Source organism: Pseudonocardia nematodicida, assembly GCF_040105385.1.
In the GTDB taxonomy this organism is placed as follows: domain Bacteria; phylum Actinomycetota; class Actinomycetes; order Mycobacteriales; family Pseudonocardiaceae; genus Pseudonocardia; species Pseudonocardia nematodicida.
The window spans coordinates 22111-44366 of sequence record NZ_JBEDNQ010000013.1; the positions used below are offsets into that span (position 1 = coordinate 22111).

A 22256-nucleotide genomic window follows, 5' to 3' on the forward strand; every position below is an offset into this window, starting at 1 on the left:
TCCCCCATGCGCAGACCCAGCCTCCGGCGGCTCGTCGCCGCGGTCGCCCTCACGGCGGCCACGGCGACGCTGGCCGCCTGCGCCGGCGGCACGAACACCACGGCCGGTGGCGGCGGCGCCGCCGACAAGCTGACCCTGGCCGTCAGCCTCGACAGCGGCGCCTGGGAGCCCGCCCTGCTGCAGAACGGGCACCAGGCGCAGTACTGGAACGCGGTCTACGACACGTTGCTCCACATGGAGCCCGACACCACGGTCGTGCCGGGCATGGCGGAGACGTTCGAGTACAACGACGACAACACCGTGCTGACCCTCGGGCTGCGCGAGGGCATCACGTTCTCCGACGGCACGCCGTTCGACGCCGAGGCGGTCAAGGCCAACATCGAGAACCTCCGGGACGGCGCCGGTCAGAACTCGGTCATGGTCAGCTCCGTCGACGAGGTCGTCGCGGTCGACGAGCTCACCGCCGAGCTGCGCCTGACCCAGCCCGACCCGGCGCTGCTGACCTACCTCACCCTGGCCGGCGGCGTGATGGGCAGCCCCGCAGCCCTGGGCACCGACGAGATCACGACGCAACCGGTGGGATCGGGGCCCTACGTGCTCGACGCGGGCGCCTCGGAGCCCGGCGTGCGGTTCGTGTTCACCCGCAACCCCGACTACTGGGACGCCACGGCGTACCCGTACGAGACCCTCGAGCTCGTCGTGATCAACGAGCTGACCGCCCGGGTCAACGCGCTGCGCTCCGGCCAGGTCCAGGGGATCACCGCCGACGGGACGGCCGTCGCCGAGGCGGAGTCCGCCGGGCTCGGGGTCTCCGAGTGGCCGCTGAACCGGCGCGGACTGTACCTGGCCGACCGCGACGGCACGGTCGTGCCGGCGCTGGCCGACAAGCGCGTCCGGCAGGCGATCAACCACGCGATCGACGCCCAGGGCATCCTCGACGGCATCCAGCTCGGCTACGGCGAGCGGTCCACACAGGTCTTCAACCCGACCTCGGTCAACTACGTCCCGGCGCTGAACGACGCCTACCCGTTCGACCCGGACCGCGCCCGCGCACTGCTGGCCGAGGCGGGCTACGCCGACGGCTTCGACGTGCTCATGCCGGAGAGCGCCGAGGAGAAGTCCAACCCGATCGTCGCCCAGCAGCTCGCCGACGTCGGCATCCGCGTCCAGTACGAGAAGGTCGCCCCGACCAGCTACGTCGAGGAGGTCCAGTCCGGCCGGTACGGGATGTTCTGGTTCTCCAACAGTACGGCCGAGGCGTGGTGGGACATGAGCAAGCAGATCCCCGCGGCCGCGCCGTGGAACCCGTTCAGCACCGCCACACCCGAGCTCGACGCGCTCATCGAGCAGGCCCGGACCGCCCCGGACGAGGACACCTACGCGCAGTCGATGACGGCCATCAACGAGTACGTGGTGGACGAGGCCTGGTTCGACATCTGGTACCTCGAGAACGTCGTCTACCTCTCGGCCCCCGAGGTGGAGGTGACGGTGCACCCGATGAACGTCGTGCCGTTCATCAAGGACTTCGCACCCGCGCCCGCGTCCTGAGTCCCGCGGTGGTGGCGCGTCCCGGCGCGCCACCACCGGTCCCCCGGATCGGAGGTGCCTGTGCTCGTCTTCTTCACGCGCCGCGCGGTCGCGGCCGTCGTGCTCCTGGTGGCGATCACCGCGCTGGCGTTCACCCTGGTCTACTCCAGCAACAACAACATCGCCCGCAACATCCTCGGTGAGCTCGCCACCCAGGAACAGATCGACGCGCTGAGCGCCGAGCTCGGCCTCGACCGTCCGCTCGTCGTCCAGTACCTCGACTGGCTGGTCTCCGCCGTGCAGGGCGACCTCGGGGTGTCGTTCGTGACCGGCACGCCGGTGGTCGACTCGCTCGCCATCCGGCTGCCGGTGACGCTCTCGCTGGTCACGGTCTCCCTCGTCGTCGCCGCGCTGATCGCCATCGTGCTCGGCATCGTCGCGGCTGTCCGGCGCGGATGGGTGGACCGGGGTGTCCAGATCTTCTCGGTCGCCGCGGAGTCGCTGCCCAACTTCTGGGTCGGGCTGGCGCTCGTCTCCACCTTCGCGATCGGCCTCGCGTGGTTCCCGGCGACCGGGTACGTCCCGATCGACCAGTCGGTGACCGGCTGGGTCTCCACGATCACCCTGCCGGTGATCGCGCTCGCGCTCAGCTGCATCGCCTCGACCGCACAGCAGATCCGCAGCGCGGTCATCGACGTCCTCAAGAAGGACTACGTCCGCACGCTGCGGGCGCGCGGGTTGCCCGAGGGGGCGATCCTCGCCCGGAACGTCCTGCGCAACGCCGCACCCCCCGCGGTCACCGTCGTCTCGCTGCAATTCATCGGGATGCTCAGCGGGGCGGTGCTCATCGAGCGGGTCTTCGCGCTGCCCGGACTCGGCAGCCTCGCGGTCAACGCGGCCATCCAGAGCGACATCCCGGTGGTCATGGGCGTGCTCGTGGTGGCCGCGGTGATCGTCGTCGTGGTGAACCTCGCCGTGGACCTCGCCGTCACCTGGATCAACCCGAAAGCGAGGATCCAATGAGCGACCTGCTGCCCGGCGGCGAACCCGCGGCCGGCCCGCCCGCCGCTCGCCGCGGTGTCGTGCACCGGTTCCTGCGCAACCCGCTCGCGGTGACCGCCGCCGCCGTCGTGACCGCGGTCGTGCTCGTCGCCGTGTTCGCCGACGTCGTCGCGCCGGGCAGCCCGGTGGTGTCCAGACTGGACATGGTGAACGCCGCGCCCGGCGGCGAGTACCTGCTCGGCGGCGACGGCGCCGGCCGCGACGTGCTCAGCCGGCTCGTGCACGCCGGCCGGCTGACGCTGCTCGGGGCGTTCCTGACCGTCGTCGTCGCGATGTCGATCGGGGTGGTCACCGGCCTGGTCGCCGCCTACTTCGCCGGCTGGTTCGACACGGTGGCCGGCTGGGCGGCGAACCTGGTCATCGTGCTGCCCGGGACCATCGTGCTGGTCTCGCTGTTCGCGGTGATCGGGCCGAACATCCTGGTGTCGATGGCGGTGCTGGGCATCATGTTCTCTCCCAACTTCTTCCGGCTGGTGCGCAACCAGGTCATCGCCGTGAAGAACGAGCTCTACGTCGACGCCGCGCGCGTGTCGGGGCTCGGCGACGCGCGGATCATCGCGCGGCACATCCTCTACGTCGTCCGCGCCCCGATCATCATCCTGTCCGCGACCATCGCCGCCGCGGCGATCGTCGTCCAGGCGGGGCTGGAGTTCATCGGTCTCGGTGACCCGGCCACCCCCACCTGGGGCGGGATGCTGCAGGACGCCTTCGCGAACCTCTACACCGGACGTCACCTGTTCCTGCCGCCCGGCCTGGCGATCGGGATCACCGTCGCCTGCTTCATCCTGCTGGCCAACGGGGTGCGCGACGCCCTGGAGGGCGACGAGTCCGGGGCACGCCGCCGCCCGCCCAGAGCCCGCACCGCGGCCCCGGCGGTGCCGGACGACCGGGCCACCGAGCACGTCCCCGACGATGCGCTGCTCACGGTGTCCGGTCTGGTCGTCGGCTACCGCACCCGGTCCGACGAGGTCACCGAGGTCGTGCACGGCGTGGACCTGCGCGTCGAACGCGGCCGGATCGTCGGGCTCGTCGGCGAGTCGGGCTCGGGCAAGACGCAGACCGCGCTCAGCGTCCTGGGTCTGCTCCCCGAGGGCGGCGAGATCCGGTCCGGGCACGTCGCGCTGGACGGTGAGGACCTGGCGAGGCTCTCCCCCCGGCAGATGCGCAACGTCCTCGGGCGCCGGATCGGCTACATCCCGCAGGAGCCGATGAGCAACCTCGACCCGTCGTTCAGGATCGGCTGGCAGCTGGTGCAGCCGATGCGGCGGGCGCGGGGACTGTCCGACTCCGCCGCCCGGGCCGAGGCCGAGTCGCTGCTGCGCCGGGTCGGGATCACCGACCCGCCACGGGTCATGAGCTCCTACCCGCACCAGATCTCGGGCGGCATGGCCCAGCGGGTCCTGATCGCGGGCGCCATCTCCTGCAACCCGGCGCTGCTGATCGCGGACGAGCCGACCACCGCCCTGGACGTCACGGTGCAGGCCGAGATCCTCGACCTCATCCGGGACCTGCAGCGCGAGCGGGGCCTCGGGGTGCTGCTGGTGACGCACAACTTCGGCGTCGTCGCCGACGTCTGCGACCGGGTGGCGGTCATGCGCTCGGGGAGGATCGTCGAGGAGCGCGCGACCCGGGACATCTTCGCCGACCCGCACCATCCGTACACGATCACCCTGCTGGGATCGACCATCGAGGGTGCGCCGTTGCGTGCCCCGCTGGACGAGGAGGTCGCCCCGTGACCGGCCGGATCCTCGAGGTCGACGACCTCGTCGTCGAGTACCCGGGGCGCGGGTTCCGCGCCCGCCCGTTCCGCGCCCTGCACGACGTGTCGCTGCACATCCGCCCGGGCGAGACCCTCGGGCTGGTCGGCGAGTCCGGCTCGGGCAAGACCACGCTCGGCCGGGCGGTGCTCGGCCTCGCCCCGGTCACGGCCGGGAGCATCCGCCTCGACGGCCGGGAGATCGGCACCCTGTCCCGGCGGGACCGCCGGCGTCTGTCGCAGGACCTGCAGGTCGTGTTCCAGGATCCCTACACCTCGCTGAACCCCGTCATGTCGGTCGGCGACATCCTCGCCGAGCCGCTGCGCGCGCAGGGCATGTCGCGCGCCGAGGCCGGCGAGCGCATCCGCGGCCTGCTCGACCAGGTGAACCTCCCGGCCGACGCCGGCAACCGGCTCCCACGGGAGTTCTCCGGCGGGCAGCGCCAGCGGGTGGCGATCGCGCGGGCACTGGCGATCGACCCACGGCTGATCGTCTGCGACGAGCCGGTGAGCGCGCTCGACCTGACCACGCAGGCGCGCGTGCTGACCCTGTTCCGGGAGATCCAGGAACGCACCGGCGTGGCCTACCTGTTCATCTCGCACGACCTGGCCGTGGTGCGCGCCATCAGCCACCGGGTGGCGGTGATGCATCGCGGGCGGCTCGTCGAGCAGGGCCCGGCGGCCGTCGTCACCGAGAACCCCAGCGATCCCTACACGCAACGGCTGCTGCTCTCGGCGCCGGTGCCCGACCCCGTCGAACAGGAGCGGCGACGCGAGGAACGCCATCGCCTCGCGCGCGCCCGGCCGGAAAGCGAGCTCGCATCGTGACCTACACCCCCTCACCCGCCCGCTACGAGACGGCGGCCTACCGGCGGCTCGGCCGCAGCGGCCTGTGCGTCCCCCCGATCTCGCTGGGCCTGTGGCAGAACTTCGGCGACGAGCGCACGTTCGACACCCAGCGCGACATCCTGCGCGCCGCGTTCGACCGGGGCGTCACGCACTTCGACCTCGCGAACAACTACGGCACGCCCTACGGGTCGGCGGAGACCAACTTCGGCCGCCACCTCGCGCAGACCTTCGCCGGCCACCGCGACGAGCTCGTCATCTCGACCAAGGCGGGCTACGACATGTGGCCCGGTCCCTACGGCAACCACGGCTCGCGCAAGTACCTGCTGGCGAGCCTCGACCAGTCGCTGCACCGGATGGGCCTGGACCACGTCGACGTCTTCTACAGCCACCGCCCGGACCCCGACACCCCGATCGAGGAGACCGTCGGCGCGCTGCACACCGCCGTGACGTCCGGTCGCGCGCTCTACGTCGGCATCTCCAGCTACTCGGTGGAGCAGACCCGGGCGGCGACGGCCGCGCTCGCCGAGCTCGGCACGCCCCTGCTCGTGCACCAGCCGCGGTACTCGATGCTCGACCGCTGGGTCGAGGACGGCCTGCTCGACCTGCTCGACGACGAGGGGATCGGCAGCATCGTGTTCTCGCCGCTGGCCCAGGGGGTGCTCACCGACCGCTACCTGGACGGGGTGCCCGAGGGCTCCCGTGCGGCGGCGGGGAGGACGCTGCGCGGCGTTCCCGAGGACACGCTGCGTCTGGTCCGCTCGCTCGACGAGCTGGCTCGCGAGAGCGGGCGGAGCCTCGCCCAGCTCGCGCTGGCCTGGGTGCTGCGCGGCGGACGCGTCACCTCCGCGCTGGTCGGCGCGTCGAGCGTCGCCCAGCTGACGGCGAACCTGGACGCGGCCGACCGCCTCGATCTCGACGACGACCTGCTGGACGCCGTCGAGAAAGTGCTGGCCGGATGAGCTAGGGGGCGAGGGCGGCCAGCATCTCGTCCTGCGCCGCCCGCTCCTCGGCCGTCAGCTCACGCGGGGCGCGTTCCGGGTGGTCGCGAGGCTGGCCGGTGGCGTTCGCCCCCGGCGGCAGGCTCAGCTCGGCGGGCTCGCTCTCCTCGATCGCCCACTGGCTCGCCCAGTCCATGTGCATCGCGGTCGCGCCACCGGCCGGCGGGAAGTAGTCCAACTGCATGGTCATGTTCATCGGCCGCGGCGGGAACTTGTCGGTGTCGGTGTTGGAGTACCACTCCTCACCGTCCACATAGGCCGTCATCTTCTCCGGCGTCCACTCCAGCGCGTACGACGACCACTGCGTCGAGTCGTGCTGGGTGGCCCCGTAGTCCTGGTCGTTGTCCGGTCCGTAGTGGAGGAAGAACGACGTCTCCTGACGGTCGTCGGAGAGGATCTCCATCCAGTCGATCTCACCGCCGACCGGGAAGTCCTCGGCGACCGGCCAGAGCAGCAGCAGCGCGTTGAGCCCGCCGGAGGCCTCGTCGGACTTCACGCAGGCCTCCCAGCGGCCGTGCCGCTGACCCGGGTGCCAGGAGACGGCGCCGGTGTTGCCGTCGGCGTCGGCGTCGATGGTCATGACGCCGTCGGCGACGGTCACCGCGTCCGGGGTGCGGGTGCCGTTCTTGGCGTGCCCGGGCTCCGGGCCGTAGGGGTGCCAGTCCGGCGGGAGAGTGTCGCCGTCGAAACTCGAGTGCCGGTCCGGGTCACCCCAGCCGAGGCGCTCGGCCGCGGTGTCCGGGCAGTTCTCCGCCGACGACGACGGCGGCGCCGGCTGATCCGGCGCGGCCGGGTCGCCGGACCCGCCCGCCGGGTCCGGCTGGTCCGACCGGCCCGTGCCGGCCGGGTCGTCGTCCTGCACGACCGCCGCCGGGACGCTCGCGGCGGCCGTCGCCGGGTCGTGCACCGTCGTCGCGGCGGTCATCGCCACCGTCGCGGCCAGCATCGTCACCGTGGCCAGTCCTCGCGCTCGCGTTCTCGCACGCACCGTGGGGTCGCTCCCGTCGCTGTGTTCACTGCTGTCACTACCGTCACCGTCCGGCCCATCTCACGAGCGGACGGTGATCCGGGCCAGCGGAAACACCCGGTCGGGGAACCCCCGATCCGGGTGATCATCAGGAGTGTTCGACGCGCGGTGACCGTCGCCACCGTGGCTCTCACCCAGGGTCACCGGCGATGCTGAACCGATGCGTCCCGATCTCGCCGCCGCGCTCGACCTCGCTCCGCACCCGGAGGGCGGCTGGTACCGGCGGACCTGGACCTCACCGGTGACGGTGGAGACCGATCGGGGACCGCGGCCGTCGGCGACCGCGATCCTCTACCTGCTCGACGGGCCGGCGCGCTGGCACCGGGTGCGTTCGGCGGAGCTGTGGTGCCACCACTCCGGCCCGGACGCCGAGCTCGTCCTCGGCGGGGACGGCGACTCCCCCGGTACGGAGACCGTCCTGCGCCTGGGCACGGCGGGCGCGGACGCGCTGCCCCAGCGCGAGGTCCCGGCGGACGTCTGGCAGCGCGCGGCCCCGCTCGGCGACGGGCCGGTCCTGGTCAGCTGCGTGGTCTCCCCCGGCTTCGACTTCGCCGACTTCGAGCTGAGCTGATCGGACCCGATCCCCGCCCGCGCGGCCCACAGGCCCGTCCCTCGCCCCGCCCGCAGCTCTCGCCCCGGCCTCCCGCGCCGAGATGCAGATGCGGGCAAATAGATGATCTCCGCACGACCCTGGTCTGCATCTCGGCGCGGATCGGTGGGCCGGGGCGGGCGGGATGTGGATCGAGCGGGGCGGTCAGCGCGCGAGCAGGCCGGCTCGGTCGCGGGTGTTGCGGATCCGCTCCGGAGGGACGCCGCACGCCACCGCGCGGGCGCAGCCGTGGTCGAGCCAGTCGAGCTGGCCGGGGGCGTGCGCGTCGGTGTCGATCGTGAACTCGCACCCCGCCTCGACGGCGAGGCGCAGCAGCCGCTTCGGCGGGTCCTGCCGCTCCGGCCGTGAGTTGATCTCGACGGCGACGCCCTGCTCGGCGCACGCCGCGAACACGGCGGCGGCGTCGAACTCGGACTCGGGGCGTTTCCGGCGGCCGGTGACCATCCGCCCGGTGCAGTGCCCGAGCACGTCGACGTGCGGGTTCGCGATCGCGGTCAGCATCCGCTCGGTCATCTCGTCGCGCGGCATCCGCAGCTTCGAGTGCACGCTGGCGACGACCACGTCGAGCTCGGCGAGCAGCTCCGGCTCCTGGTCGAGGGCGCCGTCGTCTCCGATGTCGACCTCGATCCCGGTGAGCACCCGGAAGTCCCGTGTGGACCCGGCGATGCGCTCGTTGAGCGCGGCGACCTGCTCGAGCTGTCGCCGCAGCCGGTCCGCGGACAGTCCATTGGCGACGGTGAGCCGCGGCGAGTGGTCGGTGACGACGAGGTAGTCGTGCCCGAGCCCGATCGCGGTCTCGGCCATCTCGGTCAGCGGGGAGCCGCCGTCGGAGGCGTCGGTGTGGCAGTGGCAGTCACCGCGCAGCGACTCACGCAGCCGCAGCGCGGGCTCGGCCAGGGGGATCCCGTCGGCGTCGGCCCGGGCGACCGCGTCCTCGAGGCGGCGCAGGTAGACCGGCTCCTCACCGGCCACCGACTCGGCGACGCAGCGGGCGGTGACCTCACCGACGCCGCGCAGGTCGGTCAGGCCGCCGGAGCCGGCCAGCCGGGCGAGCTCCGCGGCGTCGCGCCCGCGCAGCGCGGCGGCCGCGGTGCGGAATGCCCGGACCCGGTAGGTGGACTCGCCGGCCCGCTCCAGCAGGAACGCGATCCGGCGCAGGTCGGCCACCGCGTCACGTGGGTCGCTCACAACGCCGACGTTAGCGCCGCAGGGGGCCGCGCGCGCCCGCTCGGACGCTCAGGTGAGCCGGCCGGCACCGTCGGAGGGAATGCCGGGGAACACCACCGGCGGCTCCCAGCCGTGCCCGGCGTAGGCCTTCTCGACGGCGCCGGCCACCGCCGCGGCGGCGCCCGTCTCGCAGAGCGCGATCACGCACCCGCCGAACCCGCCACCGGTCATCCGGGCCCCGACCGCGCCCCCGGCCCGCGCCGACTCCACGGCGACGTCGACGTGCGGGACCGTGATCTCGAAGTCGTCGCGCATCGAGACGTGCGAGGCGTCCAGCAGCGGGCCGATCTCCCGCGGGTCCGCGCCGGATCGCAGCAGCTCCACCACCGCACGGACCCGGTCGTTCTCGGTGACCACGTGCCGGGCCCGGCGGCGGATCCGGTCGTCGGTGAGCGTCTCGACCTCCGGGAGGCCGGCGTCGCGCAGCGCGGGCACGCCGAGCGCGGCGGCCGCGCGCTCGCAGTCGGCACGGCGCGCGCCGTACTCGCCGTCGGCGTGCGAGTGCGGGGCCCGGGTGTCGATCACCAGGAGGTCGAGGCCGTGCGCGGCCAGGTCGAACGGCACGAGCTCGACGGTGTCGTCGCGCGTGTCGAGGAAGACGAGCTGCCCGGCCCGGCCGTGCATCGCCGCCATCTGGTCCATCCCGCCGGTGGGCGCGCCGACGAACTCGTTCTCCGCCCGGCGGGCGATCCGCGCCAGCCCGGTCGGGCCGACGTCCACACCGGACATCCCGGCGAGCGCGACCCCGACCGCGCACTCCACCGCCGCCGACGACGACAGCCCGGCCCCGACCGGCACGTCGGAGTCCAGCTCCAGGTCCAGCTCGGACACCGGGTACCCGGCCTCGCGGAACGCCCAGACGGTCCCGGCGACGTAGGCCGCCCAGCCGGGCACGTCCCCGGGACGCACGGTGGCGGCGGTGAACTCGACGGGTGCGTCCTGCTGCGCGGAGCGCACCCGGCTGCGCGGGCCGGCCGCCGGGCCGGCGGTGACCACCGCCCTCCGGGGCAGCGCGAAGGGGAGCACGAACCCGTCGTTGTAGTCGGTGTGCTCGCCGATGAGATTGACCCGGCCCGGTGCGAACCAGACCCCGGAAGCGCTGCTCTCGGACATCCGGGTCAGCCTCGCATCCAGCGGCGGGACTTCTTCCGCCGGACCCCCTCCCAGGTTCCGGGCAGCCGCTGCTCCAGCTCGACCAGCCGCTCGGTGTCCCGGGCGTGCAGCACGCCGAAGGTGAACCCGTTCCCGTCCTCGATGCCGGCCCGGCCGCCCAGCTGGAGCACGAGGTCCCGGCCGACGACGGCGTCCTGGTGCGCGCCGAGCACGTCCTGCACCTTCTTGAGCTTCCGGGCGAAGTCGCGGGCGGCCTTCCCCGCGGCCGGGCGGGCCACCTCGGTGGCGTACCGGAGCTGCTTGCCGGTCTTGCGGGCGTCGTGCAGCGACTCCGGGGCCTGCTCGCCACGGTCGAGGTCGGCCAGCGCGCGGCCCATCCGCCGGTCGAACCTGCGGGCGGTGCGCCCGACCATCGCCGGCATCGTCCGGGCGGCGGACCGCTCGGCCTTCGCGGACAGCGGCGGGTCGGCCAGCAGCCGTCGCAGGGCGGCGCGCAGCGCGGCGTAGCGCTCGCCGTCGACCACCTCGCTCACCGCGGCCGCGGTCTCGGCGCGGGTTCGCGCGAAGTGCCGGGTGACGGCGGCCTGCACCGGCCCGACCACCAGCTCCGGCTCCAGCCCGGCGATCTGGGTGGTGAGCCGCTCCTCCTGCACCTCGGCGTCGCGTTCCCCGGCGAGCGCGCGACCCAGCCAGCGCAGCTCGGCGACGAGGTGATCCACCCGCGGGCCCTCCAGCAGGCGCCGGTAGGTCCGCAGGGCGCTGCGCGCGCGGCGGGCCGCGACCCGCATCCGGTGGACGGCGTCGGGCCGGTCCGCGCGCAGGTCCCGCTCCCGCTCGGCGAGGGCGTCGGCCTGCCGAGCGAGGTAGTGGAGCAGCAGCGCACCGGCGCTGCCCTCGGTGGCGCGGTACCGCGGCGGCTCGCCGGCCGAGCCGGACAGCAACGCCGCCAGCCGGGCCCCGCCGTCCCGGGAGCCGGGGATCAGCCCGGTGGTGCGCAGCGCGTCGTCGATCCCGTCCAGCAGGGCGCTGCCCGCGCCACCGGGGACCACAGTGGCCTCGGTCCAGTTCTCGATCTCGGTGGCCGCGCCCAGCGTCGCGACCTGGACCTCGTCGCGGAGCACCAGCGCCAGCTCGGCACCGGCGGCGTCGTGCAGCCGGGTCACGTTCCGGACCAGGCGGACCCGCCCGACCGGGCGCAGTCCGGCCTCGCCGCGGATCCGCCGGATCTCGATCTCGATCTCCTCCGGGACCCCGGCCGGGTCGACGCCCTCGACGTCCGTGGCCGGCAGCGCGACCCGCAGCTCGTCGTCGGAGTCGGGCAGCGACAGCACCCACGCCGCGGTCTCCGGGCGGGTCGCGGCCCGGTCGGGCAGGACGCGCTCGACGGCGAGCCCGATGCCGGTGGCGAGCAGCCGCAGGTCGGGGGTGTCGAACCGTTCGTGCTCCCGGACCTCGGCCTCGGTCACCGGCGCGACCCGATCCACACCGGACAGTTCGGCCAGCCGGGGCGCCCCGCTGTGCGCCGGGCCGCGGTAGCTCCTCGTGGTCGTTCCTGCCGGTCCGGGGCGCGCGGGGTCGTTCATGTGGGAGTGTTCCCGGTGATCAGCATCGCCAGTCGCGGCCATCCGGGCTAACGGGTCAGACCGCCTTGCCGGGGTTGAGGATGCCGTCCGGATCCAGCGCGGCCTTGACCGCCCGCTGCATCGCCAGCACGCCCGGACCGAGCTCGCGCTCCATGCCGTCCCGCTTGAGCAGCCCGACGCCGTGCTCCCCGGTGACGGTGCCGCCGTGCTCCAGCGCCGCGGCGATGATCTCGTCGAACGCGGCGCGGGTCCGGTCCCGGGCGGCCGGGTCGTCGTGCGGGGTGAGCATCAGCGGGTGCAGGTTCCCGTCGCCGGCGTGTGCGACCGTCGCGATCCGCACGCCGCGCTCGTGCGAGATCTCCTCGATCCGGGCGAGCATCGACGCCATCCGGGTGCGGGGAACGCAGACGTCCTCGGTGAGCATGCCCATCCCGAGCTGCTCCAGCGCCGGGTAGGCCATCCGGCGGGCGTCGAACAGCGCCTCGGACTCGGTCTCGTCGGTCGAGGCCATCGCCTCGGTGGCCCCGTGCGCGGTGAAGGCGGCCAGGATCGCGTCCGCCTCCGCGCCGGCGGCCGGCTCGGGCAGGTCGGTACGGGCCAGCAGCAACGCGGCCGCGCTCTCCGGCAGCCCGGCGTGGCGCCACGCGTTGACCGCGGCCAGGCACTCGCGGTCGACGAGCTCGAACACCGACGGCTGCAGTCCCTGCTCGGTGACGGCGGCGACCGCGGCCCCGCAGTCGGCGAGCGACTCGAAGAAGCCGACGACGGTGCGCGGCGCATCCGGGCGCGCCGGGCGCAGCTTCACCGTGATCTCGGTGATGACGCCGAGGGTGCCCTCGGAGCCGACCATGAGCCCGGCCAGGTCGTAGCCCGCGACGCCCTTCGCGGTGCGCCGCCCGACCCGCACCACCTCGCCGGCGGCGGTGACCACCTCGAGCGCGAGCACGTAGTCGCGGGTGACGCCGTACTTGACGCAGCACAGCCCGCCGGCGTTGGTGGCGACGTTGCCGCCGATCGTCGACCAGGGTGCCGACGCCGGGTCCGGTGGGTACCAGAGCCCCTGCTCCGCGCAGGCCGCGCGCAGGTCGTCGTTGACCACCCCGGGTTCGACGACGGCGAGCCGCTCCCCCACCGAGACCTCCCGGATCGCGGTCATCCGCTCGGTCGAGAGCAGCACGCACCCGTCGACGGCGTTGGCCCCGCCGGACAGCCCGGTCCCTGCACCGCGCGGGACGACCGGGATCCGGTGCCGCGCGCACGCCGCGACCGTCGCGGCGACCTCGGCGGTGCTGCGGGCGCGGACCACGCACAGCGGGGTGCCGTGGGCCGCCCACTCGGCCTCGTCGTGCACGTAGGGCCGGACGGTGTCGGGATCGGTGAGGATCCGGTCGGGGTCGAGCGCCGCGGCGAGCTCGGCGAGCACCGCGCGCCCGGTGGCGTCCGGGCCGGACGGGTCCAGCTCGGCCGGGGCGGTGGAACCGCCGAAAGGCCGGCCCTCCGGTTCGACGACGGCGGCGCCGCCCTCGCCACCGGCCGGACCTGCTACGACGTCGGACGCACGATCGGCCATGGTGCGACGGTAGGACGCATCCCTCCGGTGGGGCCAGTGCACGCCCCGATCCCGCCTCGCCCTCCCTCGCCCACCGACCACTCCCCGACCGCCGAGATGCAGCCCACGGTCGCGCGGAGATCGACAGCTCGCCCTGTGGAGCATCTCGGCGCGCGGGAACGTGGCGACGCCGATCCACCGGACGGATGCCTCGACGACCCGGTCACCAGCGGTCCGCGGCCGGCGAACCACCGAGATGCAGGTCAGGGCGAATTGTCGATCTTCGGGCGACCCTGGGCTGCATCTCGGCAGGTTGAGGCGGGCACCGGGGCCGCCGAGTGGATCGGCGCAGGGCGGATCGGTACGGGGCGGAACGGTCGGGTCGGGTCAGTGCCCCAGTCGCTCGGCGACGGCTCGGCCGGCGGCACGGCCGGACAGCCAGGCCGTCTGCACCCGGGACCGGCCCCAGGCGTCCCCGGCGAGGCCGATGCCGTCGTCGTCGAGGTGGAAGGGCTCGTCCCGCTGCTGCGCGGGGGCGGCGAACCGCCACCGGTGCACGTGTGTCCACTCCGGACCGTCGGCGATCCCGAGCAGCTCCCGCACCGCGGCGGTCATCTCCGGGACCGCGCCGGACGGGTCGGCGTCGTGGGCGCGGGCGAGCTCGCCGGTCGAGTGCGCGACGAGCACCGGGGCCCGGTCGCCGCGCCGGTCGCCGTCGTCGGCCACCAGCGACAGCACCGGGTGGTCGTTGACGAACGCGGCCGGCAGCTCCGGCCAGTCCCGGCGGGCGAAGCCGAGGGTCAGCGCCAGCACCGGGTTCCAGGCCCGCCCGGCGACGGCGGCCCCGGCCGAGGTGTCCGGGTCGAGCAGCCGGACCGCCTGCGGATCCGGCATCGCGAGGACGACGGCGTCGCACGACTCGCCGTCGACGACCGGGCGGCCGTCCGGGCCCGGCCGGACCCGCTTGACAGTGCGTCCGGTGTGGACCGTCAGGTCGCGGGCGGTGTCGGTGACCAGCGAGCGCAGCCCGCCGGGTGCGGCCCAGCGCACCGGGCCGGGGGCGTCGGCGGACCGGGTCGTGCCGTCGTACACGGCGAGGGTGTCGGTCCACTCGCGGACCAGGCCGGCGGCGCGCCCGCGCTCGACGTGAGCGGCGAACCCGTCGTCGGAGACGGTGAAGTAGGCGGCGCCGATGTCGGCCGGGCGGCCGTCGTGGCGGTGGGTCGCCAGCCGGCCGCCCGCCCCGCGCGCCCGCTCGTACACGGTCACGTCGACCCCGCGGGCGGCCAGCTCCGCCGCGCACGTCACCCCGGCGATGCCGGCCCCGACCACGATCACTCCCACGACGCGAACATACGACGCGGCGGCGACCGCGGCCGGACGGCCGGAACCTCAGACCGTCACCGCCCAGAGCCCCATCAGGAGGCCCAGCGACACCACCGAGGAGATCGAGGGGCCGAGCGTGTAGGTCTTCAGCGCCCCGCGGACCGTCAGCTCGTAGACCGACTTGAACAGCCAGAAGCCGTTGGCGTTCGGCAGGCCGCCGAACAGCGCCCCGGACAGCGCGGCGAGCCCGATGAGCACCGCCCCGGCCGGACCGGCCGCCTCGGCGACCGGCGCGACGATGCCCACCGCCGTCAGCGCGCCGAGCGTGATCGAGCCGACCGCGGCGTGCAGCACCGCGGCGATGATCCAGGTGAGGATCACCGGGGACGCCAGGCCGGCGTCGAACAGCGAGGCGAGGTAGTCGCCGGCGTCGGTCCCGCCGACGAGCTCGGCGAAGCTCCCGCCGACCCCGGTGAGGATCAGGATCGAGCCACTGGTCTTCATCCCGGTGCCGACCGCCGCGTCGAGCTCGGCCCGCCCCAGGACCCGGCGCGCGAGCACGTACGCCAGGCACACCCCGATGAACAGCGCGGTCGCGATGTCGCCGAGGACGTCGACGACGACGCCGGAGACCCCGAGGATCCCGAGCACCGCGCCGGTGATGATGATCGTGACCGTGACGATCAGCGGGCTCGCGAGCACCACCAGCGGGACGCGCCGCTCGGGCCGTTCCGCGCCGGCCGTGTCATCCGCCGTGTCATCCGCCGTGTCATCCGCCGTGTCATCCGCCGTGTCATCCGCTGTGTCGTCGGCCGGCCGCGACGCCGCCCCCGGCCCGTCCGCGCGGCGGGCCGGCGCGGGCCCGGACCCGGCCGCGTCCCCGCTCCCGGGGGCGACGGCGACCGGCGCCAGCTCGTCGTGCCGCTCGGACCACAGCCCCATCCTGATCAGCAATGAGTAGAGGAAGACGCTGATCACGATGCTGGCCGCGCCGACCGGCAGCGCGAAGAGCAGCGCCTGCCCGACCGGGATCCCCAGCACCCCGACCACCGCCATCAGGGCCGTGCCCGGGACGACGAACACGAGCCCGGCCGTGATGCCGATGATCGCGGCGCCGGACAGCAACCCGTGGCCGTCGCGCCCGAGGCGGCTGGACGCGTGCCGGGTGAGCGGCCCCGACAGGACGATGAGCACGTCGGCGAACACCGACGCGAGGACCACACCGAGGGACAGGCCGTGCGCGTAGGGCACCCCCTTGCGCCCGAACCCGCGCAGCATCACCTCGGCGATCCGTTGCGGGACACCGAGTGCCTGCACGAGCGCCCCGAGCAGCACACCGAAGGCGATCAGCAGGCCGATCTCGGCCATGACGGCGCCGAACCCCTCGGCGATCGCGGTCGTGGTGCCCGCGTATCCCTGCCCGGTCGCGAGACCGAGGTAGGCGGCACCGAGTACCAGCGCGATCACCGGCTCGAGCCGGAACACGATGATCGTTCCGACCACGCACGCCACAGACACCGCGATGTGCAGGATCGCCATTGATCCGGTCACTGCAGGCTTCCTCTCGTCAGTGGTCGGCGCCGACGCCGGCGGGGAAGTCCCCCGCCGCGAGCAGCGCGCTGGGCAGCCGGTGGCCGAGCAGCCCGCCGAGCCATTCGGCCGTCGCGCGGAGCTTCTCCAGGTCGTGCCCGGTCTCGATCCCGCTGCGGCGCAGGGCGTAGACCAGGTCCTCGGTCGCGAGGTTCCCGGTGGCCGCCGGCGCGAACGGGCATCCGCCGGCGCCGCCGACGCTGGTGTCGAGCACCTCGACGCCCTCCTCGACCCCGGCCAGCGCATTGGCCGTCGCGGTGTTGCGCGTGTCGTGCAGGTGCAGCCGCAGCCTGCTGCCCGGGACGAGCTCGCGGGCCAGCGCGACCCGGGCCCGCACGTCCCGCGGGACGGCGACCCCGATGGTGTCGGCCAGCGCGATCTCGGTCGGCTCCGCCTCCGCCACGGTCCGGAGGACCTGCGCCAGCCGGTCGGTCGGGACCTCGCCCTCGAACGGGCAGCCGAACGACGCGCCGATCGTGATGGTCGTCGTCAGGCCGGCGGCCCGGGCCCGCGCGGCGAGCTCCACCGCCGACGACGCCGCCTCGGCCGTGCCGGTGTTCTGGTTGCGGCGGCAGAACGTGTCGGTCGCGACCACGACGAGGTCGACCTCGTCGACACCGCTGTCGAGGGCCCTGCGCAATCCGCGTTCGTTCATCACCAGGCCCGCGTAGCTCACCCCCGGCCGGCGCGGCACCCGCTCCATGAGCTCCTCGGCGCCGGCCATGGCCGGGACCCGGGCCGGGTTCGCGAAGCTGACGGCCTCGACCCGGGTCGCGCCCGCGTCGACCAGCCGGGTGATCAGCTCGAGCCGCTGCTCGACGGTCAGGACGACGGCCTCGTTCTGCAGCCCGTCCCGCGGGGCCGTCTCGACGACCTCGATCCGGCCCATCTCAGACCACCCCCTTCTCGCGGAGTTCCTCGACCGCCGCGGCCGACAGGCCGAGCACCGAGGTGAGCACCTCGTCGGTGTGCTCGCCGAGCTCGGGCCCGACCTGCCGGACCCGCCCGGGCGACCCGGACAGCCGGGGCGCGACGTTCTGCATCGGGAAGGACCCGAGCGTGTGGTGGGTGAGCCGGACGATCGCCTCCCGCGCGGCGAAGTGCGGGTCGGCGAGCATGTCCTTCGATGTGTAGGTCCGCCCGGCCGGGACGCCGCCGTGGTGCAGCGCGTCGAGCAGCTCGTCGCTGTCCCGGCCGGCCGTGATCGCCCGGATCTCCTCGTCCAGCTCGGCACCGTGCCGGCCCCGCGCCTGGTGGGTGGCGTAGCGGGGGTCGTCGAGCCAGTCGGCCCGGCCCAGGACGGGACCGAGCCGGGAGAACACGGTGTCCCGGTTCGCCGCGATGAGGATCTCCGCGCCGTCCCGGGTCGGGTAGACGTTGCTGGGCGCGACGCCGGGCAGCGTGCCGCCGCTGCGCTCGCGCTGCGCGCCCGCGAGCTCCCACTCCGGGATCGTCGACTCCATCAGCGCGAGGACGGCCTCGTAGATGGCGGAGTCGACGATCTGTCCCGCGCCGGTGCGCTCCCGGTGCACGACGGCCATCACCGTCCCGAGCGCGGCGAACGTCCCGGCCAGCGAGTCGCCCAGCGAGATCCCGACGCGGCTGGTCGGCCGGTCGGGCTCGCCGGTGACGTACCGGACGCCGCCCATCGCCTCGCCGATGACGCCGAACCCGGCGCGGTCGGCGTAGGGCCCGGTCTGGCCGTACCCGGTGACCCGGGTCATGATCAGCCGCGGGTTGAGCCCACGGAGCTCGTCGAACCCGCAGTTCCAGCGTTCCATCGTGCCGGGCCGGAAGTTCTCGATCAGGACGTCGGCGCCGGCGGCGAGGTCCCGGAGGACCCCCTGCCCCTCCGGCGTCCGGAGATTGCAGGTCACCGACTTCTTGTTGCGGGCGATGATCGGCCAGCTCAGCGAGAAGCCGGACGGACGGTGGTGGCCCCAGGCCCGCATCGGGTCACCGACCCCGGGGTCCTCGAGCTTGATCACCTCGGCGCCGAAGTCGCCGAGGAGCTGGCCACAGAACGGACCCGCGATCAGCGAGCCGACCTCGACGACCCGCAGACCGCTGAGCGGGCCGGGGGCCTCGCGGTCCGTCTCGTCCGTCGTCGATGAGTCCGATGGCGTCATTGCCGGTCACCCCTGTCGCGGTCCGGGCGCCGCATCGGCACCCTGCGTGAGATCACCCACAGCATGCGCAGGTGTACACACTCGCGTCAATCCTCGGCCGATATCGGCCCTCCGGGCAGCAGACTGTGTACATTTCTCACGCCGCTAGGGTCGACACCGACACCACTTCGGACCGCGGGTCCGGACGAGCGGACGGGAGCCGACGCCGTGACCACTGGTGCCGAACGCGCCTACGAGGAACTCCGCGCCGCGATTCTCCGGGGCGAGTTCGAGCCCGGAGCGAAACTGAACGAGACCACCCTGGCGAACCGTTTCGAGGTGAGCCGCACACCGGTTCGCGAAGCATTGCGGAAACTGGGCCGGGACGGGCTGGTGGAGGTCGAGACGAACCGGGGCGCCCGGATCATCCGGTGGACCGACGACGATCTGCGCGAGGTGTTCGCGCTCCGCGCGGTCCTGGAGGGGCACGCGGCGGCCCTGGCCGCCGAGCTGCGCACCGACGCCGAGATGGCGGTGATCGAGCGTGCGCTGTCCGAGCTCGACGAGCTCGGGAACAGGCACGATCCGGAGGCCGCGGAACTGCGTAGCATCCGCAATGCGGCGCTCCATTCCGCCATCGTGACCGCCGCGCACAGCCCGCGGCTGCCCCGGCTGCTCGATCAGCTCATCAGCGTCAATGCGATCGCGCGGAACTTCGACCGGTATTCGGTCGCCTCGATCGAACGCAGCCAGAACCAGCATCACGACATCGTGCGGGCCATCCGCCGCCGCAACCCCGACCTGGCCCGCGCCGCGATCCGCACCCATCTGCTGACCGCCGCCGAGATCCTCACGGACCCGGCCGACGGGGCGGGCGCGCGCGACGACCGGGACGTCCCCTGAGAAGGAAGGGTAGCCTCACCGGCGTGGAGGAGATCACCGACGAGACCCGGCTTCGCGAGATCATCGCCGACGCGGCACCGGCCATCCGGGACAAGGCCCGCGACCACGTCGACCCGGTGACGGCGGAGTTCCTGGCCGCGTCGCCGTTCTTCCTCCTGGCGACGACCGGGCCGGACGGCGTCGACGTCTCGCCGCGTGGGGATCCCGCCGGCTGCATCCTGGTGCTCGACGGGGGCCGGGCGGTCGCGTTCGCCGACCGCAAGGGCAACCGCCGGCTCGACTCGCTGCGCAACATCCTGCACGACCCGCGGGTCGGGATGATCGTCGTCGTGCCGGGGTCGAACGACACCGTGCGGATCAACGGGCGGGCCCGGATCGTGCACCACCCGGACTTCGCCGACCGGCTCACCGTCAAGGGGTCGACCCCGGAACTGGCGGTCGTCGTCGAGATCGACGAGCTGTTCCTGCACTGCGCGAAGGCGTTCCTGCGGTCCTCGCTCTGGGACGCCGGGACGTGGCCGGTGAAGGGCGACGTCCCGAGCGCGGGGGCCCTGGTCAAGAGCCAGTACCGCGTTCCGAACCCGGCCGAGGAGATCGACGCGGCGCTCGAGCAGGACGCCGTGGTGAACAGCTACTGACGGCCTGCGGCGACCCGTTCGAGGCGGGACCGCCACCAGGCGTCCCGGTCCGGGGCCGCGGCCACCTCGGCGTGCCGGGCCGGCTCGGGCGCCCGGCGCGGCACCGGCAGGAACCCGCCGTCGGGCACGAGCCGGTCGTCGTCGGCGACGACGTCGGCGGCCAGCAACGACGCCGTCCCCAGCCCGCAGGCGTGGTGCAGCTCCGGCAGCGCGCCGGCCAGCGCCAGCCCGGCGGCCAGCCCGACGCTCGACTCCAGCGCCGACGACACCACGACCGGGAGACCGACCTCCTGCGCGATCCGCAGCGCCCGGCGCACCCCGCCGAGCGGGGACACCTTCAGGACGACGACGTCCGCGGCCTCGGCCCGCACCACCCGCATCGGGTCGTCGGCGCGCCGGATCGACTCGTCCGCGGCGATCGGGCTGTCGACCTTCCGGCGGACCGCGGCCAGGTCCTCGACCGAGGCGCAGGGCTGCTCGACGTACTCCAGACCGCCCGCCGCCCGCTCGAGACGGGCGATCGCGGCGACGGCGTCGTCGCGGGGCCAGCCGCCGTTCGCGTCGACCCGGATCCTGCCGGCCGGGCCGAGCGCGTCGCGGACGGCGGCGACGCGCTCCTCGTCGTCGGAGGCGGGGGCGCCCGGCTCGGCCACCTTGACCTTCGCGGTGGCGGCCCCGGAGGCGCGGACGATCCGCTGCGCGTGCTCCGGTCCGACCGCCGGGACGGTGCAGTTGACCGGGATCCGGTCGCGGACCGGTTCCGGCCAGCCCTGCTCGGCCGCCTCCCGGGCCGCGGCCAGCCACGCGGCGGCCTCCCGGTCGTCGTACTCGGTGAAGGGGCAGAACTCGCCCCAGCCGGCGGGGCCGGACAGCAGAAGGCCCTCCCGGACGGTGATCCCGCGGAAGCGGGTGGTCATCGGCAGCGCGTAGACGTGCACCTCTCGACGCTACCGCCGGTAGCATCCGCGAGGTGAGCACCGGCCCCGCGACCCCCGCGCCGCCCCGGAGACGGGTGCCCCGGGCCGAGCGGGAGCGCCAGATCGTCGACGCCGCCGTCGCGGTGTTCGGCGAGCGCGGCTACGCCCGCGCGTCGATGGAGGCCGTCGCCGACCGGGTCGGCGTGACCAAGCCGGTGCTCTACACGCACTTCGGGTCCAAGGAGGGGCTGCTGCTCGCCGCGATCGCGCGGGCACGCTCTGAGCTGCACGACGTCACCGCCGCGGCGGCCGCGTCCGCGCGCGACCCGGAGGCGATGCTGCGCGCCGGCACCCGGGCGTTCTTCGAGTACCTGGACCGCCGCGCGCCGGCGTGGGAGCTGTTCTGCTCGGAGGCCGGGGTGACCGCCGACGCGCTGGAGGAGATCCGGGCGCAGCAGACCGACCTGATCGCGGGGATGCTGGCCGCGCAGGTCCCGGACGCCGGCCCGGAACGGCTGACCGGGTGGGCGCAGGTGATCGTCGGTGCCTGCGAGCGGCTCGCGGTGTGGCGCGGGCAGGACGGGTCCGTCACCACCGAGCAGGCCACCGGGTACCTGATGGACCTGGTCTGGACCGGGCTGGCCGGGCTGCGCGGTCGGGACTGACCCGCTCGGGTCGATGCGGAAGACTGCACGGTCATGAGCACGACCGCGCCCCGCCTGCTCCGGGTGGCCCGCACCGAGCGGGTCACCCCGGCCATGATCCGGGTGACGTTGACCGGTGAGGAGCTCTCCGGGTTCCCCGGGCACGGCCCCGACCGCCGGATCAAGATGTTCTTCCCGGTCGAGGGCCAGGAGCGCCCCGCGGTGCCGAGGGCGAGCACCGGCGGCCCGGTCTGGCCGGCCGGTGAGGCACGGCCGGCGATCCGCACCTACACGGTGCGCCGCTTCGACCCGGACGTGAGCGAGCACGGCGAGCTGGACGTCGACTTCGTCGTGCACGCCGGGCACGGACCGGCCGCGGCGTGGGCCGAGACGGCGCGCCCCGGCGCCTGGGTCGGGGTGTCCGAGCCGGGCGGCCGCTGGGAGCCGGACCCGGCCGCGGAGCACCACCTGGTGATCGGCGACGAGTCGGCGCTCCCGGCGGTGGCGACGGTGCTGGAGACCCTCGCCTCCGCGCACCCCGCGGTGCCGGTCCGCGCGGTCCTGGAGGTCGCCGACGCCGGCGAGGAGCAGGACCTGCCCGGACGGGCGACGGTCGAGTGGGTGCACCGCGGCAGCGCGCCGGCGGGGGAACGGCTGGTCACGGCGGTGCGTGCCGCCCGGCTGCCGGACGGGCGCGGGCAGGCCTGGCTCTCCGGGGAGTCGGCGGCGGTGCGCGAACTGCGGACGCACCTGCTGTCCGAACGCGGCTTCGACCGCCGCGCGGTCTACGCGACGGGCTACTGGCGCGCCCGCTGAGCCGGGGCGGAGC

At 74.2% G+C, this 22256-nt stretch carries 20 protein-coding genes; 10 read left to right on the forward strand and 10 right to left on the reverse strand.

Going from position 1 to position 22256, the window contains the following annotated elements; genetic code table 11:
• The first annotated feature begins 6 nt into the window (after positions 1 to 6).
• The 5 genes from WIS52_RS26680 to WIS52_RS26700 are packed head-to-tail and all read left to right on the forward strand — an operon-like array spanning position 7 to position 6153.
• On the forward strand, positions 7 to 1548 hold the full coding sequence (locus WIS52_RS26680) for an ABC transporter substrate-binding protein (RefSeq protein WP_349301145.1): 1542 nt from the start codon (positions 7 to 9) through the stop codon (positions 1546 to 1548).
• A gap of 54 nt (positions 1549 to 1602) precedes the next feature.
• Positions 1603 to 2550, forward strand: a complete 948-nt coding sequence (locus WIS52_RS26685) for an ABC transporter permease (protein WP_349301146.1) — start codon at positions 1603 to 1605, stop codon at positions 2548 to 2550.
• Positions 2547 to 4325, forward strand: a complete 1779-nt coding sequence (locus tag WIS52_RS26690) for a dipeptide/oligopeptide/nickel ABC transporter permease/ATP-binding protein (protein WP_349301147.1) — start codon at positions 2547 to 2549, stop codon at positions 4323 to 4325. The genes WIS52_RS26685 and WIS52_RS26690 overlap by 4 nt, the downstream gene beginning before the upstream one ends.
• Positions 4322 to 5173, forward strand: coding sequence for an ABC transporter ATP-binding protein (locus WIS52_RS26695; RefSeq protein ID WP_349301148.1), 852 nt, complete (start codon positions 4322 to 4324; stop codon positions 5171 to 5173). Before WIS52_RS26690 ends, WIS52_RS26695 begins: the two co-directional genes overlap by 4 nt.
• Entirely contained in the window at positions 5170 to 6153 is a 984-nt protein-coding gene (locus WIS52_RS26700) for an aldo/keto reductase (protein WP_349301149.1), read from the forward strand. Before WIS52_RS26695 ends, WIS52_RS26700 begins: the two co-directional genes overlap by 4 nt.
• A 1-nt stretch (position 6154) precedes the next feature.
• On the opposite strand, the gene WIS52_RS26705 is transcribed toward WIS52_RS26700, so the two are convergent.
• On the reverse strand, positions 6155 to 7138 hold the full coding sequence (locus WIS52_RS26705; protein ID WP_349301338.1) for a glycoside hydrolase family 16 protein: 984 nt from the start codon (positions 7136 to 7138) through the stop codon (positions 6155 to 6157).
• A gap of 241 nt (positions 7139 to 7379) precedes the next feature.
• Here WIS52_RS26705 and WIS52_RS26710 point away from each other — a divergent pair, with 241 nt between their 5' ends.
• Positions 7380 to 7790, forward strand: coding sequence for a cupin domain-containing protein (locus WIS52_RS26710; RefSeq protein ID WP_349301150.1), 411 nt, complete (start codon positions 7380 to 7382; stop codon positions 7788 to 7790).
• Between the two features lie 183 nt (positions 7791 to 7973).
• On the opposite strand, the gene WIS52_RS26715 is transcribed toward WIS52_RS26710, so the two are convergent.
• The 8 genes from WIS52_RS26715 to WIS52_RS26750 all read right to left on the reverse strand — a co-directional run bounded on the left by WIS52_RS26715 (position 7974) and on the right by WIS52_RS26750 (position 18346).
• A complete protein-coding gene (locus tag WIS52_RS26715; RefSeq protein ID WP_349301151.1) occupies positions 7974 to 9017 on the reverse strand; it encodes a PHP domain-containing protein in 1044 nt (347 codons plus the stop codon).
• Between the two features lie 48 nt (positions 9018 to 9065).
• Positions 9066 to 10169 (reverse strand): galactokinase, encoded by a 1104-nt coding sequence (gene galK / locus WIS52_RS26720; protein ID WP_349301152.1) that lies wholly within the window; start codon positions 10167 to 10169, stop codon positions 9066 to 9068.
• A 5-nt stretch (positions 10170 to 10174) separates the two neighbouring features.
• Positions 10175 to 11752 carry a CYTH and CHAD domain-containing protein gene (locus WIS52_RS26725; RefSeq protein ID WP_349301153.1) on the reverse strand — a complete coding sequence of 526 codons (1578 nt, stop codon included), beginning with the start codon at positions 11750 to 11752 and terminating at the stop codon, positions 10175 to 10177.
• A 55-nt stretch (positions 11753 to 11807) separates the two neighbouring features.
• A complete protein-coding gene (locus WIS52_RS26730; protein ID WP_349301154.1) occupies positions 11808 to 13322 on the reverse strand; it encodes an FAD-binding oxidoreductase in 1515 nt (504 codons plus the stop codon).
• Between the two features lie 366 nt (positions 13323 to 13688).
• Complete coding sequence (locus WIS52_RS26735) at positions 13689 to 14645, reverse strand: NAD(P)/FAD-dependent oxidoreductase (RefSeq protein ID WP_349301155.1); 957 nt, start codon at positions 14643 to 14645, stop codon at positions 13689 to 13691.
• Positions 14646 to 14693: 48 nt separating this feature from the next.
• A complete protein-coding gene (locus WIS52_RS26740) occupies positions 14694 to 16178 on the reverse strand; it encodes a GntP family permease (protein ID WP_349301156.1) in 1485 nt (494 codons plus the stop codon).
• A 16-nt stretch (positions 16179 to 16194) separates the two neighbouring features.
• Entirely contained in the window at positions 16195 to 17106 is a 912-nt protein-coding gene (locus WIS52_RS26745; RefSeq protein ID WP_349301157.1) for a hydroxymethylglutaryl-CoA lyase, read from the reverse strand.
• 1 nt (position 17107) lies between these two features.
• The gene (locus tag WIS52_RS26750) at positions 17108 to 18346 is read right to left on the reverse strand and encodes a CaiB/BaiF CoA transferase family protein (protein ID WP_349301158.1); all 1239 of its coding nucleotides are present in this window, start codon (positions 18344 to 18346) and stop codon (positions 17108 to 17110) included.
• Positions 18347 to 18409: 63 nt separating this feature from the next.
• On the opposite strand from WIS52_RS26750, the gene WIS52_RS26755 reads away from it, so the two are divergent.
• Both WIS52_RS26755 and WIS52_RS26760 read left to right on the forward strand, forming a co-directional pair.
• Complete coding sequence (locus tag WIS52_RS26755; RefSeq protein WP_349301159.1) at positions 18410 to 19228, forward strand: GntR family transcriptional regulator; 819 nt, start codon at positions 18410 to 18412, stop codon at positions 19226 to 19228.
• A 23-nt stretch (positions 19229 to 19251) separates the two neighbouring features.
• Positions 19252 to 19866, forward strand: a complete 615-nt coding sequence (locus WIS52_RS26760; protein ID WP_349301160.1) for an MSMEG_1061 family FMN-dependent PPOX-type flavoprotein — start codon at positions 19252 to 19254, stop codon at positions 19864 to 19866.
• On the opposite strand, the gene WIS52_RS26765 is transcribed toward WIS52_RS26760, so the two are convergent.
• Positions 19860 to 20804, reverse strand: coding sequence for an o-succinylbenzoate synthase (locus WIS52_RS26765; protein ID WP_349301161.1), 945 nt, complete (start codon positions 20802 to 20804; stop codon positions 19860 to 19862). The two genes, WIS52_RS26760 and WIS52_RS26765, sit on opposite strands and share 7 nt — an antisense overlap.
• A gap of 32 nt (positions 20805 to 20836) precedes the next feature.
• Between WIS52_RS26765 and WIS52_RS26770 the strand changes: the two genes are divergently transcribed.
• Together WIS52_RS26770 and WIS52_RS26775 are read left to right on the forward strand one after the other, a co-directional pair.
• Positions 20837 to 21448 (forward strand): TetR/AcrR family transcriptional regulator, encoded by a 612-nt coding sequence (locus WIS52_RS26770; RefSeq protein ID WP_349301162.1) that lies wholly within the window; start codon positions 20837 to 20839, stop codon positions 21446 to 21448.
• Positions 21449 to 21481: 33 nt separating this feature from the next.
• Positions 21482 to 22243 (forward strand): siderophore-interacting protein, encoded by a 762-nt coding sequence (locus WIS52_RS26775; protein ID WP_349301163.1) that lies wholly within the window; start codon positions 21482 to 21484, stop codon positions 22241 to 22243.
• Positions 22244 to 22256 lie beyond the last annotated feature (13 nt).

Bases quoted from the DNA above. Each gene is read 5' to 3' on its own strand.
- WIS52_RS26680 (WP_349301145.1), top strand. From the start codon at position 7: ATGCGCAGACCCAGCCTCCGGCGGCTCGTCGCCGCGGTCGCCCTCACG.
- WIS52_RS26690 (WP_349301147.1), top strand. From the start codon at position 2,547: ATGAGCGACCTGCTGCCCGGCGGCGAACCCGCGGCCGGCCCGCCCGCC.
- WIS52_RS26705 (WP_349301338.1), bottom strand. From the start codon at position 7,138: ATGCTGGCCGCGACGGTGGCGATGACCGCCGCGACGACGGTGCACGAC.
- WIS52_RS26710 (WP_349301150.1), top strand. From the start codon at position 7,380: ATGCGTCCCGATCTCGCCGCCGCGCTCGACCTCGCTCCGCACCCGGAG.
- galK (WP_349301152.1), bottom strand. From the start codon at position 10,169: ATGTCCGAGAGCAGCGCTTCCGGGGTCTGGTTCGCACCGGGCCGGGTC.
- WIS52_RS26725 (WP_349301153.1), bottom strand. From the start codon at position 11,752: ATGAACGACCCCGCGCGCCCCGGACCGGCAGGAACGACCACGAGGAGC.
- WIS52_RS26730 (WP_349301154.1), bottom strand. From the start codon at position 13,322: ATGGCCGATCGTGCGTCCGACGTCGTAGCAGGTCCGGCCGGTGGCGAG.
- WIS52_RS26745 (WP_349301157.1), bottom strand. From the start codon at position 17,106: ATGGGCCGGATCGAGGTCGTCGAGACGGCCCCGCGGGACGGGCTGCAG.
- WIS52_RS26750 (WP_349301158.1), bottom strand. From the start codon at position 18,346: ATGACGCCATCGGACTCATCGACGACGGACGAGACGGACCGCGAGGCC.
- WIS52_RS26755 (WP_349301159.1), top strand. From the start codon at position 18,410: ATGCGCAGGTGTACACACTCGCGTCAATCCTCGGCCGATATCGGCCCT.
- WIS52_RS26775 (WP_349301163.1), top strand. From the start codon at position 21,482: ATGAGCACGACCGCGCCCCGCCTGCTCCGGGTGGCCCGCACCGAGCGG.